The organism is Paraglaciecola arctica BSs20135 (genome assembly GCF_000314995.1).
Classification (GTDB): domain Bacteria; phylum Pseudomonadota; class Gammaproteobacteria; order Enterobacterales; family Alteromonadaceae; genus Paraglaciecola; species Paraglaciecola arctica.
Map to the genome: position 1 here is coordinate 1 of NZ_BAEO01000052.1, position 19230 is coordinate 19230.

Consider the following 19230-nt stretch of genomic DNA (forward strand, 5'->3'; position numbering starts at 1 on the left):
AATAGCGATCATACATGGTTCGCTCGCCGACTTAGCGGCTATAGCAGATTGCAGACTGTGAGGATTTACAAGCTATTACACGTCATTCCCGCCTTCGCGTAATGACGTGGAGTTCTGTGGTGAGTAGCTTTGGTCTTTGATGTTTCGCTAGTGTCTATTTACTTGTCACCGATTTTTACTCGTTTTATATATTCAAACGGCAAAAATAAATAGTAGATTGCTTATGTCATATCTTAATTTCCAAGAGAACTTTGTAAGTCGTTAATTAATTGAATTTTTCCTCTATAATAGTTGTAATTCTGCTATTTCAAGCAAACTACTATCCCCACTCATTTTAGCTATTAGGCTTATATCAGCCATCTTGATGGTTTACCTTGTTTTTTTGATTATAATGGCGCAATAACCTTTCTATTATTATGGAAATTTGCCTCTATGTTGTCCATCACTTCTGGTTTTTCTCTTACCCGTTTGGAGCGTGAAATGCGCCGAGCCGACTGTTATGCTGATTGGAAAAATGCTGCTCTTGAGCATGATACGAAATCTGGTTTCGAAGCGTGGAAGAGCAAAGAAGAGTCGAAGAGTTACGATTATGTGAATATTCGTACCCGAATAGACGCACTTAAAGAGTTCAGACGTCAGCAAGACGACATTGGACTTTTGTTTGCGCTCAATGAGGGGATCCATGGTAATCAAGGAGGCATGGGTAAATCTATCCTTTATAACAAGGCAAAATTTGGAACCAAACTGTTAATTGAAGAATACGTTGATGAAATAGTGAGTGCACTGGAACATATATCTAGTATTCCTGATTCGAGTGAAATCACCAAAGAAGATAAGCTTGATTTTTTTGAACGTGCCAGCCACTGTTTTGGGCGTTCGGCTTTGATGTTGAGTGGCGCTGGATCTCTTGGACATTTTCATCGAGGTGTCATCAAAACTTTATTTGAACATAAAGTGTTACCTACTGTTATTTCCGGTTCAAGTGCGGGGGCGGTTTCTGCTGCCATTCTTGGTACCTATACTGAAGATGAATTACCCTCGGTTTTATATGGCGATAAAGAGCTAGATCCGCAGCAGTCACAAATTGATAACCGTCCTAAAAGCCTTATTCGCAAACAATCAGACTCAACATCATTAAAAGCAATGTTGGAAGCCATTCTACCTGATATGACTTTTCAGGAGGCTTACGAAAAAACAGGACGAATGATTAGTATCACTATTGCACCTTTTGAAGAGCACCAGTCTTCTAGGTTAATGAATGCCATCACTTCGCCTAATGTTTATATACGAACGGCAGTTATGGCGTCTTGTGCTGTGCCTGGTGTTTACCCGCCTGTTATGTTGATGGCGAAAAATGTATATGGTGAGGCGCAACCGCATTTACCCGACCGTCGCTGGGTTGACGGTGCTGTTACCGACGATTTACCCGCTAAAAGACTTGCCAGACTTTATGGGGTTAATCATTATATTGTCAGTCAAGCCAATCCCTTAGCGCTGGCCATTATGAAGGGCGAACAGTATATGCCTGTGTCTGAAGGGGCAAAAAAAGTGTTCCGATTATCCACTCATGAAATCTTAAAAAGTGGAGAAAAATTTAGCCGCCGTTATTTACGTAAAATACCAGAAGTGGGTAAAGCCATGAATATGTTCTATTCGGTTATGGCGCAAGATTACAAAGGTGATGTGAATATTGCACCCAATTTCAATTTTGTTGATCCTCAAAAACTGTTGGGACAACTCACCTCTACTGAAATACAGGAATTGGTTATTGAAGGCGAACGGTCCACTTGGCCGCAATTGGAACAGATTAAAATTTGCTCCAAAATTGGCCTTAAATTAGATGAAATATTGGATCACCATAGTGACCACAATATTAAACGCTTGTATAAGAAACGCCGTTGATTTCGGATTAGAATTTGCCGTCAGATATTAGGCTTTTATATTAGGCAGAGGTTAATCGGTAATTAATTTAGCTCGCAAATCCTCAACTAACCGCTTTCGACTACTAGTTGGATATTCTACGGGTGAGAAGGGCATGGCAGCCTGTTCGTATTGGTCAATGAGATTTAAAATATGATTTTTTTCTTCCATGTTGAAGTCCGTTTTTACCCCGTTTTGAGTTAGCGTAATCAATGCCTCCTGTAGCACTTCTTTGGTGGCTATTGATTGCACTGATGATGGGTCTGCAACACATAAACTAAATACACCTTTGAGAAAGTAATCCCAAGCTACGTCGGTTCGCGCTCCTAAGCAATCTGAAATGATACTGCCATTTTCTGTAAAGCTGTCTTGCAAAGGAAATATTTTGCAATTGAGGATCTTCAGCTCCGCAGCAAAATTTTGCTTAAATCGTTCTTTAAGATCAGCATGTGCTTGTACCGAACCAACTTTAGTTTTGGTTTCTACTGCAAGAGTTACCCAGAATTTATTGCCGGGATGGAAGTACTTTTCAATTCTAAGCCCAGTTGAGTTTAATTCACCGAAGGCTTGTGAAATACACTTTTTATCGCTTATGACATTGTAAGAAGGCGCAGGTATCAGCTGCTGGCTTAACAGAATATCTAATTCTTCTGGTGAAATAGCGCAGGTGTTAGCAAATAGTTCTGAGGTCTGATAATGATGATCTAGGTAATTTTGTAGGTCGTTCATAGAGAAAATTGTTATCTAATTATTTCATTGATAACTGGGGCAATATGCCCCAGTTTTTATATCAACGTTTTGATTGTTATTTTACCGCATCAAGCGCCTGACTGACATCGGCAATGATATCGTCAATATTTTCGATACCCACTGATATTCTAACTAGGTCTTCGCTGACACCCGCTTTGGCTAGTTCTTCTGGGTTGAGTTGCCTGTGGGTAGTTGATGCAGGATGACAGGCTAGGGATTTAGCGTCGCCTATGTTGACCAGTCTTAAGATCATTTGTAAGGCATCGATAAACTGACCGCCAGCCACTTTACTTGACGATTCGGCGCTAGTTTTTATACCAAAACTTAAAATACCCGATGCTTTGCCAGCAGTGATCTTTTGGCAAGTGGCTTGGTAGGGGCTGTCTGGTAGGGCTGCATAATTAACCCAACTTACTTTAGGGTGAGCCGTTAAATACGCCGCTAGTTTTTCAGCATTTTCACAATGGCGTTCCATACGTAAGCCCAATGTCTCAAGGCCCATCAAAATATTGAATGAGTTAGTTGGCGAAATAGCTGCGCCAGTGTTACGTAGCGGTGCCACGCGACAACGACCTATATAAGCTGCAGCACCAAGTGCCTCAGTGTAGACCACGCCGTGATACGACGGATCAGGTTGGTTTAAAACCGGGAAACGTTCTTTGTTAGCCACCCAATCAAATTTACCTGAGTCTACAATTATGCCGCCAATAGAGGTGCCATGACCGCCAATGTATTTGGTTAATGAATGAATAACGATGGCTGCGCCATGTTCGAATGGACGACATAAAAATGGGGTGGCAACTGTGTTATCAACAATCAGAGGTACACCGTGCTTGGCGCCGATTTCAGCAAGTTTTTGTAAATCCACAACATTGCCAGCAGGGTTACCAATAGACTCACAGAAAATAGCTTTGGTATTTTTATCAATGGCGGCTTCAAAGGCGGCATAGTCGTCACCGGCAATCATGCGTGCTTCTATACCTTGATTCGGTAGCGCATGAGCGAATAAATTGTAAGTCCCACCATATAGCTGACTGGTGCTGACAATATTGTCTCCTACGGAACAAATACACTGAATCGCGTAAGTGATCGCCGCCATACCCGATGCAACGGCTAACGCAGCTATCCCACCTTCCATAGCGGCAATGCGTTCTTCAAGCACGGCTGTGGTTGGGTTCATGATCCGCGTGTAGATATTCCCGGGTACTTTTAGATCGAATAGATCTGCACCATGTTGAGTGTTGTCAAAGGTATAAGACGTAGTTTGGTAAATCGGTACCGCCGCGGCTTTGGTGGTTTCTTCTGAAGTGTAACCATGGTGTAAAGCTAAGGATTCTAGTTTCATGTCGAGTCTGTTCCTTGTTGATTGGATTTTTTTTAATACATCAACCATAGCCCTTTGTCTCTGGTGAGTTCAAACATAAGTGTTTAAATTTATTGGTCTTATTTGGAATAAGGTATATGTCTAATAATATAATTAAGCTTAAATAAGGGTCAAGTGTGCCTTACCTGCAATATAGGCCTTTTTGAATTGATGAAAGTATTCTCCTAGAGCGTCGGCTGCATGTTTATCCTCTGCCATTTTTAACACCTCAATAGCGACTTCTGCGGTACACAGTTGATGGATGTGTGCTGCTTCACGAAGCTGGTAAGTAGAGGCTTTTTCAGGCTGAATACCCAATACAGGTAAAGTAACAAAGCAGGGACTTTTAAACATTTTGCTGGCTTCACGCCATGTGCCATCTAACATCACAAATAGTGGTGTTTTACCTTGTTCGATAGCGACTAAATCTTTAGGAGAGTTGATACATCTGTCTGCCTCGGCATATTGCTGTGGAAATACTAAAATAGGCGCGTATTTTGGATTTTTTAATAACGCGAGTAATGCCGGATCTGGGGCGACTCTGTCCCATCTAAATGCATAATTGTCTGCTATAACATCTGCTATAAGTTTGCCGGTATTGGTGGGTTTGTAATATTCATTTTTATACATCACCAAACAAAAAGCGCTGTGGCTGGTAATGGTTGGACGCTGAGCACAAATACATTTTTTTTCTGGTATTAAACAATGCTCGCAACGCTTAACTTTATAACCTCTAGCCCTAAATTCTTTTGTCGATAGCGCTAGCTGCTGCTTGCGCAAAATTTGTACTGAATTGATATGAGGCAAAATAATCCGTGAGTAAATAGCTATTCTTGTAATATCATCGCTTTTTTTAGAGATTTAAAATAGTCAAAGTATGAAAATTCAGGTTGATAACGACATTCACATTGAGCTCCTAGTACCCATATTCGCCGCGCGTTTATTTAATTTAACTAATAACAACAGATCCCATTTAAAAAAATGGTTAGCCTGGTTAGATTTAGTGGAAACTTTTGAAGATACACAAACATTTATCGACACGGCGGTTCATCAACACAATAATAATGAGGCCACCACTTTTGCCATTTTGTATCGCGGCGATTTAGTGGGTATAGCGGGGTTTAATCATTATGATTATCAACATAAATGGGGGGCGATTGGTTATTGGCTTTGTGCTTCTTGTACTGGTAAAGGTTTGATGACTAAAGTTGTACAAAAATTGCTGGAATATGGCTTTGTTGAAAACCGCCTCAACAAAATCGAAATACGCTGCGCTAAAGAAAATCATTTGAGCAGAGCTATACCAGAACGTTTGGGTTTCACCTATGAAGCCACCTTACGTCAATGTGAGTGGTTATATGATCAGTATGTTGATCATGCGGTTTACTCAATGTTAGCAAGTGAATATAAAAAAAGGTAACCCGAATTCGGGTTACCTTGATGCAGATAGTCTGTAGCCACCTCAGGTTAAGGCTAACTTATTTACGTTTTTTATCGCGCTTAGCTTGATTTTCTTCACATAAACCTATGATAGGCAAATAACGCAATACCTTCATCTGTGGGTCAATAATGACGTGGTCTTGTTGATCCACATCCAAGGTTATTTGGTCATCTATAGTGGTGTAGATGGCTGTTTTGCCATTTATCGAGATAGGTATTGGCATCGGGAAAACTAGATTGGCAGGTGTTTGCCATTTAAGTACTAACTTGTTGTCTGTTCGTATCTGCTGCAATTCTGGTAAAGCGGCTTGTTTTAAATAGACATCAAATAGCCAAGTGTAATCTTCGCCTGTAAGTTTATTAACAATATCGATAAAATCTTGAGTATTCCTATATCTGGGAGCAATAGGGTAGGGTAGGTTTTGCGTATCAACTGTGGCATACAACAGTTCCCGGGTAGCTTGCCAAAAAAGCTCGTCTCCTATTAGCCATCTGAGTGTATGTAAAGTCCAGCCTCCTTTACCGTAAATATCAGAATTAAAGGCTTGGTCTGAGGTTATAACTCCTTCCATTACCACAGGATGGCAATTAACCAACCCTAAGTAGGACTCATACATAGTGTGGGTATAAGCCGCTTCACCAAATTTGTATAGGCTGTAAATTGGCTGCATATAAAGGCCAAAACCTTCGTGTAACCATGCATCGTTAAGTTTTTCGTGGGTAATTAGATTGCCAAACCATTCGTGAGTAAGTTCATGGTGTAATAACCAATCAAAGCCATTTTTGTCCCTCAGGTACTTTTTACCATAAGCGTTGATAGTTTGATGTTCCATACCTAGATGAGGCGTTTCGACAAAACCCAACTTTTGACCACCCCAAGGGTAAGGGCCAAGAAACTCTTCAAAAAAACTAATTTGTTGTAATAAATCGTCATTTATTAAAGCTTGTGCTTTATCAGTGTTTTTATTAAGTGCCCAGAACTCAATAGGCACCGATGCACCGTTTACGCTGGTATAGGACTGCTGAATTCGCGTAAATGGCCCAATATTAAGGGCAATGTTGTAATCACTGGCGGGGACTGATAATTTCCAATTAAATTGGTGTTTATCGTCTCCAATATCGTTTACCGATTCTAATATTCCATTGGTCACCGCGCTAACGGTTTTAGGCACAGTTAAGGATATCTGCATGCTGTCTGCTTTATCCGCAAAATGGTCTTTACATGGCCAAAAAAGATCACATCCCTCACCTTGCACCGCTGTGGCAATCCAAGGTGTGCCATTTTCTGTTTCGCTCCAAACAAAACCGCCAGACCAAGGAGCGTTTAGGGCAATATGTGGTTTTCCTGAATAATGCACCGCAACCTTGACTGCGGCACCTATTGTTTTAGTTTCACCTAAATCAATAGTGATAATACCGCCAACTCGTTGATAAGTAGTGGGCTTTTCATCGACCAAAATCTTAGTTACATCAAAACGACTATCTAGTTTTAACTCTACTTGGGATGTGTTCTGGGTGATTAAAAACTGACTATATCCGACTCCCGCAATGCTTTTGCTTTTTGGGAATATTTCTAAATCTAGACCATAACTGATGACGTCTGTGCTATTGGCAATTTCTGAAAAAGGTTTTCCTGTATCACCAATAATAGGGTCCAGCGGAGCAATGCTTGTACAGGCTGTTAATGCTACTAAACCGCCAATGGTTGATATTTTTTTTACTAGCTTTAGTTTGAATGACATATAAATTGTTCTACTTATTTTCTAATTATGGATATTTTTACACGACTTAATCACAAGCACCATAACTAATAAAACTTACCTAATTAAAGTTTGGTTATATTTCTAGTCAATACCATTATTTATGTGAGTGCTAGCTGATAAATCTACTTTTACCCTTTGGTGCTTGGGCGCGACTTGATGTACCCTGTGCCGCTATTTTTGGCTAGCCTTGATTTTTTAGGTTTATTTGAATGTAAATAAGCTTGGCAAATGCCGATTAATTAAACTTAGGGCATTAGAATTGCTTGTAGAATTGTAAAAGTACAGAAAAAAGAAAATTAGGATACTGATATGAGTGAAATTTCTTCGAAGGATTTTCTTGAGTTGAGTAAAATGTTACCCGAACTTCGCTTCGAATATGCATTAACTCAAATGATAGAAAAACAAAACTTATGGGGATTGTATGGTGAAAATGGTTGGGTGATGCTTAAGGCGGATGAAGATGCTTGTATCCCCATTTGGCCTCATAAAGAATTTGCCGAGGCTTGGGTAAAGGATGAATTTCCTAATTGCGAACCAAAACAAATTGATTTTGTGGAATGGTTAGACACATGGCTTCCGGGAATGAAAAACAACAATACTCTAGTATTAGTTTTCCCATTAGGTGATGACGAAGAAGGGATCATGCTTGAGGCCCAAGAAATGATCGATTGTATTGAAGATGATTTAAAAAAGCTTGCGGCAAACGATCCTAATTAGATGCCGCTCAGTATTAATGAATTTGGATTGGGTGATCCTCTCGCCCAATTCAAGGTGTATATCGCCAATAGGCCTGATTTTTCTAACTATTCTAGTCTAGACTCCTCGGTTAACCCTCTGTCATCAGGGGAAATACATGCAATAGGTCAAGCTTGTGGAAACGGTTGGCGCAAGGTGTTTAACGTCTATGCCAAACTAGTATTTGCTCTAAATGCTGAATCCATAGTGCCTTTGCAAGAAACACTAAGTTGGCAAAAGTTTCGTGACCATGTTTTATTGCAACATTCTTCCAACACCAGTTTACTATTTTCGCCCCCAGCAATTTCTAAGGTTAAAGATAAAGACCGCCATGTTGTTCACATTGTCATGGGAAGAACCTATGCTAAATCACTCAATTTAAGTCATTCATTAAAATGGCTAGATCATGAGTTTGCTTTAGATATGGAAAACAAGATATTGGTCTGCCCTTATTTTGACTATCGCCAGTTATCGAATATTAAAATAATACGCCTTGTAGAATTGATAAAACAAATCCGCTAAGAAAATATCAATATTAAAAAAGCACCAACTTAGTGCGTTTGCACTTGTTTGGCTTAGTTAAACACATCCAAATTTTATGAATATATTTAACTAGTTGATATATATGGGTATTAAATTTGGCTTGTGGCTTGCTAAAGCTTTGTCATAACAGTTCTTGATTATGGTTTGGAAAGAAAGTTTGCAACATACCGCTTTATCTACAAAACAAATAAACGCGACACCAGAATTGCGTATTTTGTTGATTGATGAAAATCGCCAAAGAGCGGAGTCTTTAACCTCAGCTTTAAATAACTCTCGATACAAAATAAGTCACTTAGCTAATCCTGACATGTCATTGCTAAAGCAAGTTGATCAAATTCAGCCAGATATTATTGTGATTGATATTGAATCTCCGAGTCGAGACATGTTAGAAAGTTTAGGTACCATTTCTCACTACAATCCTAAACCAGTGGTGATGTTTTCTGGTGAAGGGGATACCGACACTATCAATCAGTATATTGAGTCTGGGGTCAGTGCCTATGTAGTGGGTGATTTGCAAACCGAGCGAGTTAAACCAATATTGGATGCTGCCGTTGCACGTTTCCGCGAATTTCAAAAACTAAAAGAAGAGTTAAGTGATACTAAGCAGCAATTAGTTTCCCGTAATCTGATTGATCAAGCTAAACGACTGTTAATGAAAAAAAAGAACCTATCGGAAGACGATGCTTTTAAGGCTATGCGTAATACCGCCATGAATACAGGGCAAAAGTTAGACGATGTAGCAAAAACACTTATCTCTTTACTCAACACTATTTAAGGTATTAGGTCAAAAGTATGATTGAGCCTGAACAAACAGATTTAACCCTAGGGTTTATACCACTAACTGATTCGGCACCATTAATTGTGGCCAAAGAATTAGGTTTTTTTAGCCAGTGGGGACTAAATGTTAGCTTACAGAAACAGAACTCATGGGCAACCTTAAGGGATAAATTACACGCTGGATTGTTAGACGCTACACAAATGTTAGCTCCTATGCCGATAGCCAGCACATTAGGTTTAGGCTGTCCCAAAGTTAAAGTTATTACTCCTTTGGTGCTTAGCCTAAATGGTAACGCCATCACTTTGTCAGAAAAGTTACATCAAGAAATCTTGCAAGAAAATAACATTGCTCATGTGACTTTGCCTCTGGCTGCCTATTTATTGCAAAAAGTTATTAGTGTACGAAAGATGCAAAACCGCCCGAAATTGAAATTTGCCACTGTGTTTCCATATAGCTGTCATTATTATCAGGTTAGAGATTGGTTGGCTTCGGCTAATATTTCTGAAGAAGACTTGGACATTGTGGTTGTGCCTCCTGTAAATATGGTGGCCTTCTTACAAAGTGGTGAAATTGATGGTTGTTGTGTCGGTGGACCTTGGAACGCCAAAGCGGTCAGAGCGGGTATTGGATTAACCGCATTAACATCATTTGATATATGGCAAGATAGTCCTGAAAAAGTATTGGGACTGCTAGCTAGTTTTCAGCAGGCTAATCCGAACACTGTATTAGCATTAACGGCTGCATTAAAACAAGCTTGTATCTGGTTGGAAAATATTCCTAATCGATTTGAGGCTGCACGTCTCTTAAGTTCAGATCAGTATTTGGACGCTTCTGTTGATGTGATTGCACCATCACTAATTGGCAGTTGTTTAACTCATATCTCGTTGCCACCTCGTGCTATTCCTTCATATAATCAGTTTTCCAAATCTAATAATGGCTCAATTAATGTGCCTGAGTATATTCGAGGAGAATGGTTAATCAGCCAAATGGCCAAAGCAGGACAGCTAAAAAATATTGATGTGCCTGCAGATATAGTCAGAGAAGTATTCAGGCCAGATATCTATCAACAAATGCGCCTTAAGCTCGAAGACCAAGCTGTGCAATTCTTTCGTCGCTCGGGTTGATAAAGTTCTGAGGCGGCACCAGTCTGGTGCGACACGCACTTTGTTGGTGTGTGAGTGAGATGTTTTTAGTATCTTTCTTTTTTAACTTGTTGAATTATAGCATTATTATTTTTGGCATTGTTTCTGCTTTCTATCAAATAGTGAAACCTAATCCAAACGCATATTTTGGGTTAACCTAAATAAAAAGTTTAAAAACTATTGCTGCGATTAATTATAGCAGCGCGGCAATGTAGCCCATAATGACTGAGTGTCCTCAGTCATTATGGGTTTTTTTTTAACAATTTTTCCTTTACTGAGTATTACAAATGAGTGTTGATAAATTTAACTTGTTGTCCTTCACCGGCAAAATGAAAACCCTACATTTGTCATGGATGGCATTTTTTATCACTTTTATGGTGTGGTTTAACATGGCGCCACTTAAAGGTGCAATAGTCGATGGTGTAGGTCTTACATTAAGCGAATGGAAAACGTTATTGATCATCAATGTGGCATTGACTATTCCAGCTAGGGTCATTATTGGTGCGCTGACTGATAAGTTTGGTCCTCGTTTAGTGTATTCAAGTTTGTTAGCTATTTGTTCTATTCCTTGTTTTGCCTTTGCTTTAGCGGATAGTTTTACTCAGTTAGTGATTGCCCGGTTTGCATTAGGTTGTATCGGTGCGGGTTTTGTTGTCGGTATTCGAATGGTTAGCGAATGGTTTCCACCAAAAGAACTCGGCACAGCCGAAGGCGTATATGGTGGTTGGGGTAACTTCGGATCGGCCGCTGCCGCCTTTACTTTGCCTACGTTAGCCTTGTTATTTGGTGGTGAAGATGGGTGGCGGTATGCTGTGGCGATTACCGGTCTTATGAGTTTGTTGTTTTCGGTTGTATATTATAAAAACACTAATGACACCCCTAAAGGTTCGACTTATTTTCGTCCTAAAAATTTAGGTGGCTTAGAAGTCACCAGTGTTAAAGATTTTTACTTTTTGTTGATAATGAAAACGCCTATGTATTTGGCTCTCGCTTTACTTAATTGGAAGTTATCGCCACAAGGTGTGTCATTGTTAAGTGAAACTGTGGCTTTAGTGATGTATTTAGGGTTGGCGTTGTTATATGTCTATGACTGCTATGCGACTTATAAAGTAAATAAAGATATTTTTGTGAACCCTGTACCTGAAGCACACCGTTATGAGTTTAAGCAAGTGGCAGTATTGAATATATTGTATTTTGCTACTTTTGGCTCTGAATTAGCCGTAGTGTCTATGTTACCCGCATTTTTCGCTGAAACATTTGAACTTAGTATGGCCACTGCAGGTATGTTGGCTGGCATGTATGCCTTTATGAATTTAATGTCTCGCCCTGGTGGCGGCTGGTTATCAGACAAATTTGGCCGTAAAAAAACTTTGCTCATTTTGACAGCAGGACTTGCCTTAGGGTATTGGTGTTTGAGTCTAATTGATGCAGCTTGGCCGATTTGGTTAGCCGTTGTGGCAGTGATGGCTTGTTCGTTCTTTGTGCAGTCTGGTGAAGGCGCAGTATTTGCTGCAGTCCCCTTAATTAAGCGTCGATTAACCGGTCAAATCGCTGGTATGACAGGTGCTTATGGCAACGTTGGGGCAGTGGTGTATTTGACTGTGTATTCATTGGTTGATACCTCTACTTTCTTTTTAGTCATAGCTTGCACCGCTGTATTAGGCTTTGTCACTTTGCTCTTTATGCAAGAGCCTAAAGGCACTATGACTGAAGTGCGTGAGGACGGTAGTGTTGAATTAATAGAGGTAACCTAGCGGGTTATCTAGAGTGCGTTACCAACGCCGTATTTGACAATAAATCTACAGGATGAAAAGGATAACAATCAACCTGTTATCCTTTTTTATTGGATAATCATTTTTAGTTTGCTGCAACAAAGTGAGTCAAAGTGGAAAAGTTAGAACTAACATTTGGTGGTTTTTCTAGTCAGGGTCTTAAGTCTGAGAATCAAGATGCATTTGCCGCTTATTTACCTTCTGACAACCGCTCAGTGTCGCAAGGTGGTGCTGCCGCCATTGCCGATGGTGTGAGTGTTTGTACCCGTGCTCGAGAAGCAGCTATCACCTGTGTTACGAACTTTATTCAGGACTATTATCAAACTCCAGCAACCTGGACAGTCAAACGTGCAACCGGTCAAGTGTTACGTGGTTTAAATCGATGGTGCCACGGTCAACATGACTATGAACAAGGTGGGCATAGCCAAATGGTGACCACTTTTAGTGGTATGGTGTTTAAGTCAACAACAGGCTTTATTTTACACTGCGGTGATAGCCGTATTAGTCGCTTGCAAAATGGCGAGTTCGAACAACTGACGACTGAGCATGTTTCCCGTCAAGGCGGCAGAAATGTGCTAACTCGCGCTATCGGCATAGAGTCACATCTAGATGTGGACTTCGGCACTGTTGAGCTACAAGTGGGTGACTTGTATATTTTTACCTCTGACGGTGTACATGAATTTTTATCCACTAAAGTATTGCAAAAACTACTGAGTATTGAGGTAGGTAGCTTAGAGAGCATTTCTAAGAATATTGTCGATGCAGCACTAAAAGCGGGCAGTGACGATAACTTAACCTGTTTGTTAGTCAGAGTGAAAGCATTGGCCGATGCTAGTTTAGACGAACATTATCGACAGATTAACCGATTGGCTATGCCACCGGCTTTAGAAGTGGGCATGAAATTAGAAGGCTATAGGGTGCTGCAGACAGTGTTTAATGGCACGCGCAGCAGTTTATACAAGGTCATAAACGAGAAAGATAACAAAGTATACGGTTTGAAAACGCCGTCTCAGTATTTTGCCGATGATCCTGTATATCTAAGTGGTTTTTTACGGGAAGAGTGGGTAGGCCAGCACATTAAACATCACAATGTGATGGGCATATTTAAACGTAGTGAAGATGCTAAGTTTATGTACCACATTTGTGAGTATATCGAGGGGCAAACATTGCGCCAATGGATGCTGGATAATCCACAGCCGAATCTTGAACAAGTACGTAACATTATTAGCCAACTCATTACTGCTTTACGGGTGTTGCAACGTAAAGATATGGTTCATAGGGATGTTAAACCAGAAAATGTGATGATCACCCACCAAGGTGAAGTGAAACTCATCGATTTTGGTACGGTATTGGTCAATGCATTGGCCGAAACAAACTCATTACCTGAAGAACAAATCGCCGTTGGCTCGGTAGATTACATTGCCCCTGAATATCTGCTCACGCAAAAAAGTGATCACCAAAGTGATATGTTTTCATTGGCTGTAGTTATTTACGAAATGTTATGTGGCAAGTTGCCTTTTAAAGCTTTTAAATATCAAGACTACATACCTGCATCTTATACCGAGTGGGAATATCAGGCCATCAGTAAATATCGTACGGACTTACCGCAATGGGTTGATCTGACGTTACGTAAAGCCTTACAACCCAATCCAAAGCAAAGATACCAAGCCTTTTCTGAGTTGTTGGTTGATATGTCTAAACCTAACAAAAGTATGCTCAAGGCTATAGAAAATCAACCCTTGCTAGAACGTGATCCTTTGTTGTTTTATAAAGGAGTATGTGTGATTCAGATGTTAGTGATAGTAAGTTTATTGTTTATAGTTTAAGGCTTGATATATATGAACTGTAATCGAATGGCTTCCGGCATATTATTAATAACACGTGCAGTTAATAGCCTTGCTCACCATAGTAGTAATAGTACATATCAGCACAAGCATTGTGCATTATGCACCATTTTGATAAATCCCAATAACCAATCAAAAAACAATTTAAACTTAAGTTACTGATATTGTTGAATATAAAAGTTGGCACTATAGATGCAAAGTAATATTTGAACATGTTTCATACTAATTTAAAGAATGATCGTTGTTTTATAACTAGAAAGCGTTAAGCGCTCTAAAATTTATTTCGAACTGGTATTTTCACAGTGTTGTGAGATGGCAGTGAGGCAATGCAGCCCGCAAAGATTTTCCGTGTCCTGGAATCTTTGCGGGTTTTTTTTTGGAAAAAATCGGAGTAGGAAATGATTAATATAAAGTTACTAAGTTCGTTGAAGCTTGCTGTTAAATCACTCCGTATGGGCGTGATATCAACAGTGGTGACGGGGGCTGTAATAACTTCAGGCGTATCAGCCAAAGAGTTAGGTTATGCCGAAAAAGAAGAATTGAAATTTGGTTTTATTAAATTAACTGATATGGCACCACTTGCAGTCGCTTATGAAAAAGGCTATTTCGAAGATGAGGGCCTTTATGTGACCCTTGAAGCACAAGCTAACTGGAAAGTATTGCTCGATAGGGTAATTGATGGGCAGCTAGATGGCGCTCATATGTTGGCTGGTCAACCTTTAGGTGCAACCATAGGTTACGGTACTAAAGCAGATATCATTACAGCCTTTAGCATGGACTTAAACGGCAATGCGATCACTGTTTCCAATGACATTTGGAAAGAAATGAAAAAGCATGTTCCTCACGAAGGAGGAAAGCCTGTTCACCCAATCTCAGCAGATTCACTTAAGCCCGTAGTAGACGATTTCAAAAGTAAAGGGAAGGCTTTCAAAATGGGTATGGTATTCCCTGTGTCTACCCACAACTATGAATTACGTTATTGGTTAGCTGCCGGTGGTATTCATCCGGGCTTTTATGCGCCGCATAAAGGTGATACTAGTGGCCAAATTGACGCAGATGCCTTGTTATCTGTTACACCTCCACCACAAATGCCATCCACTATGGAAGCAGGCACGATTAACGGTTATTGCGTAGGTGAGCCTTGGAACCAGCAAGCTGTATTTAAAGGTATTGGTGTGCCAGTCGTAACAGATTACGAAATTTGGAAAGATAACCCTGAAAAAGTGTTTGGTGTAAGCAAGGGGTGGGCTGAACAAAATCCTAATACACATATTCGTGTGGTGAAAGCGATGATCAGAGCTGCTATGTGGTTAGATGAAAACAATAATGCTAACCGTCCAGAAGCAGTGAAAATCCTAGCTAAAAGTCAATATGTTGGTGCGGATTACGATGTGATCGCTAACAGTATGACGGGGACCTTTGAGTACGAGAAAGGTGACAAACGTGCTGTGCCTGACTTCAATGTGTTTTTTCGTTACAACGCGACTTATCCCTTTTATAGCGATGCTATTTGGTACTTGACTCAAATGCGCCGTTGGGGGCAGATCTCGGAGCCTAAAGCCGATTCTTGGTATAAAGATATAGCTAAACAAGTTTACCGTCCTGATATTTATGCTGAAGCTGCTAGGGCTTTAATCGCAGAGGGCAAAGCTAAGGCGGTTGATTTCCCTGAGTTTGCAACAGAAACCGGTTTCAAACCTAGTCAGACACACTTTATAGACAATATTGTGTATGACGGTAGCCAACCTAATGCCTATTTAGAAAAGTTTGCTATTGGTCTTAAGAATGACAGCAAAATCTAATTACCTATGTGAGCAGATGGGGTTATACCCCATCTAGCGTGGAGTGTTTCAAATGAGCAAACAACAAGCGGTTCCTATGATTTTTAACCAAGTTAGACAGATGAACTGGCCAACTCTTAATCAATTTTTGAGTGCTACAGCCCTACCTATTGTAGGAATAGTGGTGTTCCTTGGGTTATGGAGCTTAATGGCAAAGAATATTGATACTTCTTTAGGCAGTTTCCCAGGGCCTGCCGCTGTATGGCAGCAAGCGAATGTCTTAGTAGGGGAACACAATGCGCAGATGGATAAAGCTGATAAGTTTTATGAACGTCAAGATGAGCGCAATGCTGTTCGGGTTGCCAAAGACCCCAGTTACGAGCCTAAAATCAGAAATTTTACTGGTGCGCCGACTTTCTTTGAGCAAATTTGGACCAGTTTATACACCGTGATGGTGGGATTTATTGTGGCTTCATTGTTAGCCATTCCAATAGGGATTTTATGTGGGTTAAGTAAAAATGCTTATACCGCTATTAATCCTTTGATTCAGCTATTCAAGCCAGTATCACCTTTAGCTTGGTTGCCTTTAGTGACTATGGTGGTTAGTGCGGTGTATGTGAGCACCGATCCCATGTTTTCTAAATCATTTATTACCTCAGCCGTAACTGTTTCATTGTGTTGTTTGTGGCCAACTTTAATTAATACTGCTGTTGGTGTGTCTAGTATCGATAAAGACTTACTTAACGTAAGTAAAGTACTGCGTCTTAATGCCTGGTCCCATGTGATGAAGATTGTATTGCCTTCTTCTATACCGGCAATATTTACAGGTCTTCGTTTGTCACTGGGGATTGGCTGGATGGTGCTGATTGCTGCGGAAATGCTCGCGCAGAATCCTGGTCTAGGCAAATTTGTTTGGGATGAATTTCAAAACGGCAGTTCCGAATCTTTAGCCCGTATCATGGTGGCAGTCTTAACTATTGGTGTTATTGGCTTTGCGTTAGACAGGTTAATGTTAGCGCTACAGAGAAAGTTTAGTTGGGACAAGAGTGCGGTATTGCGTTAAGTAACTTGTTTAAGCAGGTCGTAACCAAAGGTATATTTGAGGATAGGATTATGAGTAACAAACATCATTTAGAGTTGACACAAGTAGGGATGGATTTCCCCACACCTAAGGGCCCTTTTAACGCTTTGCAAGACGTTAACTTGCGTATCAATAAAGGTGAATTTATTTCATTGATCGGTCACTCTGGTTGCGGAAAATCGACGGTTTTGAATATTGTCGCTGGTTTATATAAAGCGACTAAAGGTGGGGTGATTTTAGATAACCAAGAAGTCAATGAGCCCGGGCCAGAGCGAGCCGTTGTATTTCAAAATCACTCGTTATTGCCTTGGTTAAGCGCCTATAAAAACGTTGAGTTGGCGGTTAAACAAACTCAAAACGGTCGCTCAAAAAAAGAGATGAAAGAGTGGGTAGAGCATAATCTTGAATTGGTGCATATGAGTCACGCTGCTGACAAATTACCCGCAGAAATTTCAGGTGGTATGAAACAACGGGTGGGTATAGCCAGAGCATTAGCAATGGAACCAAAAGTTTTGCTGATGGATGAACCTTTTGGGGCGCTGGATGCATTAACACGGGCCCATCTGCAGGACTCTGTTATGGAGATCCATGCAAAGTTAGGTAATACCGTGATTATGATTACTCATGATGTGGATGAAGCTGTACTACTTTCAGATCGAATTGTGATGATGACCAACGGCCCTGCGGCGACTATTGGCGAGATTTTGCCAATAGAGTTAGCTAGACCAAGAAATCGTATCGAATTGGCCGATAACCCTCAATACAATCACTATCGTCATGAAGTGCTGAAGTTCTTATACGAAAAACAACGCAAAGTTGAATCTGTTGAAGAACACCGTAAAAAGCAATCTGAACAAAAGTCGGGAGCGACACAAATAAATGTGGCCTAGCCACAAAATCATTCCCAATAACTGATAAACCAAAATTTAATAAAATTAGATACTTGTTTGCAGAATTTATTCTGTGATAAGGGGGGTCTGTGCTTAAAACTAGAGAGAGAACCATGAAAACAATCAAAACCAAAATGAACAAACATGCTATCAGTGTTGCTCTAGCAACGGCACTTATTGGTAGTGCAACTAGTCAGATGGCATTCGCAGAAGGATTTAGTGAAGCCCTAACTTCAGGCAAGGCAAGCGTCAATCTAAACTTGCGTTATGAAAGTGTTGAACAAGATAATGCCGTAGAAGATGCTAGTGCTCTGACATTGCGTACCTTGTTAGCTTATGACACAGCTAGCTACAAAGGGTTTTCAGCCAAAATAGAAATGGAAGACACTCGTATTGTATTAGGTCAAGGTGACTATACCGTTGGGCCAAGCGGTTATAATGTTGGTGAGTATTCGGTTATCGCAGATCCTGAACACACTGAATTAGATCAAGGTTATATTCAGTATAAAAATGATGTTTTTAGTGCAAAGTTAGGTCGCCAAGTGATCACTATGGATGGGCATAGGTTTGTGGGTCATGTTGGTTGGCGTCAAGATAGACAAACCTTTGATGGGTTATCTGCAAAGTATGCTCCTGTAAAGGATTTAACATTGCAATACGCCTATATCACTCAACGTAACCGTATATTTGCACAAGACGCTGATTTAGATGCTAAGGATCATCTTATTAATGCTGCCTATAAAACTACTTATGGCACAGTGACAGGTTATGGTTATTTACTTGAAGTGGATAATGATACCGATAATGCCTTAGATACCTTTGGTGTTAGTTTTGCTGGTAGTACAAAAGCAGCCGAAACTACAATTTTATATCGTGCCGAGTATGCTAGTCAGAGCAGTGAGTCAGCCACGACGGATTTTGATGCTGATTATTTAAACCTTGAGGCAGGAGCTGTGTTAAGTGGTATCACGGCCAAGGTGGGCTATGAAGTCTTGGGTTCTGATCATGGTTTGTTTGGGTTTTCTACACCTTTGGCCACACTCCATAAGTTTAACGGTTGGACAGATCAGTTTTTAGGCACACCTTCACAGGGCTTAGTTGATACTAGCGTCACACTAGCAGGCAAAGCATTGGGCGGCGGATGGACAGCGGTTTATCATAAATTTGATGCTGATGATGCAAATGACACAGTTGACGATTTAGGCAGTGAACTTAACTTATCTTATGTGAAAAAATTCGCAAAGCATTATACCGCTGGTATTAAGTATGCGGCCTATTCTGCGGGTGATATTAATGTAGATACCGATAAACTTTGGGTTTGGGTAAGTGCTAAGTTTTAAGTACATTAAATAATGATAAAAAGGGCAACACTATTAAAAATGTTGCCCCCTTTTTGACTTAGGCAAATTGACCTTTGTTAAAATATTT

The 19230-nt window shown here is 40.3% G+C and carries 16 protein-coding genes; 12 read left to right on the forward strand and 4 right to left on the reverse strand.

Going from position 1 to position 19230, the window contains the following annotated elements; all coding sequences use genetic code 11:
* Positions 1–432: 432 nt before the first annotated feature.
* Entirely contained in the window at positions 433–1902 is a 1470-nt protein-coding gene (locus tag GARC_RS16465; protein WP_007622250.1) for a DUF3336 domain-containing protein, read from the forward strand.
* A gap of 51 nt (positions 1903–1953) precedes the next feature.
* Here the strand turns inward: GARC_RS16465 and GARC_RS16470 are convergent, their stop codons facing one another.
* The 3 genes from GARC_RS16470 to GARC_RS16480 all read right to left on the reverse strand — a co-directional run bounded on the left by GARC_RS16470 (position 1954) and on the right by GARC_RS16480 (position 4840).
* Positions 1954–2649 carry a DUF6058 family natural product biosynthesis protein gene (locus tag GARC_RS16470; RefSeq protein ID WP_007622251.1) on the reverse strand — a complete coding sequence of 232 codons (696 nt, stop codon included), beginning with the start codon at positions 2647–2649 and terminating at the stop codon, positions 1954–1956.
* A 76-nt stretch (positions 2650–2725) separates the two neighbouring features.
* On the reverse strand, positions 2726–4015 hold the full coding sequence (locus GARC_RS16475) for an O-acetylhomoserine aminocarboxypropyltransferase/cysteine synthase family protein (protein ID WP_007622252.1): 1290 nt from the start codon (positions 4013–4015) through the stop codon (positions 2726–2728).
* Between the two features lie 138 nt (positions 4016–4153).
* Entirely contained in the window at positions 4154–4840 is a 687-nt protein-coding gene (locus GARC_RS16480; RefSeq protein WP_007622253.1) for a tRNA-uridine aminocarboxypropyltransferase, read from the reverse strand.
* Between the two features lie 70 nt (positions 4841–4910).
* Here GARC_RS16480 and GARC_RS16485 point away from each other — a divergent pair, with 70 nt between their 5' ends.
* Positions 4911–5453: a GNAT family N-acetyltransferase gene (locus GARC_RS16485; RefSeq protein WP_007622254.1), complete on the forward strand. Its 543-nt coding sequence runs from the start codon at positions 4911–4913 to the stop codon at positions 5451–5453.
* Between the two features lie 58 nt (positions 5454–5511).
* Here the strand turns inward: GARC_RS16485 and GARC_RS16490 are convergent, their stop codons facing one another.
* On the reverse strand, positions 5512–7215 hold the full coding sequence (locus GARC_RS16490) for a M1 family metallopeptidase (protein WP_007622255.1): 1704 nt from the start codon (positions 7213–7215) through the stop codon (positions 5512–5514).
* Positions 7216–7545: 330 nt separating this feature from the next.
* Between GARC_RS16490 and GARC_RS16495 the strand changes: the two genes are divergently transcribed.
* From GARC_RS16495 to GARC_RS16540, 10 genes are all read left to right on the forward strand, one after another.
* On the forward strand, positions 7546–7953 hold the full coding sequence (locus GARC_RS16495) for a DUF2750 domain-containing protein (RefSeq protein WP_007622256.1): 408 nt from the start codon (positions 7546–7548) through the stop codon (positions 7951–7953).
* Positions 7954–8493, forward strand: a complete 540-nt coding sequence (locus tag GARC_RS16500; protein ID WP_039989919.1) for a DUF6942 family protein — start codon at positions 7954–7956, stop codon at positions 8491–8493.
* 178 nt (positions 8494–8671) lie between these two features.
* On the forward strand, positions 8672–9289 hold the full coding sequence (locus GARC_RS16505) for an ANTAR domain-containing response regulator (RefSeq protein WP_226989198.1): 618 nt from the start codon (positions 8672–8674) through the stop codon (positions 9287–9289).
* Between the two features lie 17 nt (positions 9290–9306).
* A complete protein-coding gene (locus GARC_RS16510; RefSeq protein WP_007622259.1) occupies positions 9307–10416 on the forward strand; it encodes a CmpA/NrtA family ABC transporter substrate-binding protein in 1110 nt (369 codons plus the stop codon).
* 305 nt (positions 10417–10721) lie between these two features.
* The gene (locus tag GARC_RS16515; RefSeq protein ID WP_007622261.1) at positions 10722–12188 is read left to right on the forward strand and encodes a NarK family nitrate/nitrite MFS transporter; all 1467 of its coding nucleotides are present in this window, start codon (positions 10722–10724) and stop codon (positions 12186–12188) included.
* 131 nt (positions 12189–12319) lie between these two features.
* Positions 12320–14032 (forward strand): bifunctional protein-serine/threonine kinase/phosphatase, encoded by a 1713-nt coding sequence (locus tag GARC_RS16520; RefSeq protein WP_007622262.1) that lies wholly within the window; start codon positions 12320–12322, stop codon positions 14030–14032.
* A 416-nt stretch (positions 14033–14448) separates the two neighbouring features.
* A complete protein-coding gene (locus GARC_RS16525) occupies positions 14449–15852 on the forward strand; it encodes a CmpA/NrtA family ABC transporter substrate-binding protein (protein WP_039989920.1) in 1404 nt (467 codons plus the stop codon).
* 100 nt (positions 15853–15952) lie between these two features.
* The gene (locus GARC_RS16530; RefSeq protein WP_226989200.1) at positions 15953–16894 is read left to right on the forward strand and encodes an ABC transporter permease; all 942 of its coding nucleotides are present in this window, start codon (positions 15953–15955) and stop codon (positions 16892–16894) included.
* Between the two features lie 50 nt (positions 16895–16944).
* Entirely contained in the window at positions 16945–17802 is an 858-nt protein-coding gene (locus GARC_RS16535; protein ID WP_007622265.1) for an ABC transporter ATP-binding protein, read from the forward strand.
* Positions 17803–17915: 113 nt separating this feature from the next.
* Positions 17916–19142, forward strand: coding sequence for an alginate export family protein (locus GARC_RS16540; protein ID WP_007622266.1), 1227 nt, complete (start codon positions 17916–17918; stop codon positions 19140–19142).
* Positions 19143–19230: the final 88 nt, after the last annotated feature.

Coding starts and splice junctions, on each gene's coding strand:
- GARC_RS16465 (WP_007622250.1), top strand. CDS start 433: ATGTTGTCCATCACTTCTGGTTTTTCTCTTACCCGTTTGGAGCGTGAA.
- GARC_RS16470 (WP_007622251.1), bottom strand. CDS start 2,649: ATGAACGACCTACAAAATTACCTAGATCATCATTATCAGACCTCAGAA.
- GARC_RS16475 (WP_007622252.1), bottom strand. CDS start 4,015: ATGAAACTAGAATCCTTAGCTTTACACCATGGTTACACTTCAGAAGAA.
- GARC_RS16485 (WP_007622254.1), top strand. CDS start 4,911: ATGAAAATTCAGGTTGATAACGACATTCACATTGAGCTCCTAGTACCC.
- GARC_RS16490 (WP_007622255.1), bottom strand. CDS start 7,215: ATGTCATTCAAACTAAAGCTAGTAAAAAAAATATCAACCATTGGCGGT.
- GARC_RS16495 (WP_007622256.1), top strand. CDS start 7,546: ATGAGTGAAATTTCTTCGAAGGATTTTCTTGAGTTGAGTAAAATGTTA.
- GARC_RS16500 (WP_039989919.1), top strand. CDS start 7,954: ATGCCGCTCAGTATTAATGAATTTGGATTGGGTGATCCTCTCGCCCAA.
- GARC_RS16510 (WP_007622259.1), top strand. CDS start 9,307: ATGATTGAGCCTGAACAAACAGATTTAACCCTAGGGTTTATACCACTA.
- GARC_RS16515 (WP_007622261.1), top strand. CDS start 10,722: ATGAGTGTTGATAAATTTAACTTGTTGTCCTTCACCGGCAAAATGAAA.
- GARC_RS16525 (WP_039989920.1), top strand. CDS start 14,449: ATGATTAATATAAAGTTACTAAGTTCGTTGAAGCTTGCTGTTAAATCA.
- GARC_RS16530 (WP_226989200.1), top strand. CDS start 15,953: ATGAACTGGCCAACTCTTAATCAATTTTTGAGTGCTACAGCCCTACCT.
- GARC_RS16535 (WP_007622265.1), top strand. CDS start 16,945: ATGAGTAACAAACATCATTTAGAGTTGACACAAGTAGGGATGGATTTC.
- GARC_RS16540 (WP_007622266.1), top strand. CDS start 17,916: ATGAAAACAATCAAAACCAAAATGAACAAACATGCTATCAGTGTTGCT.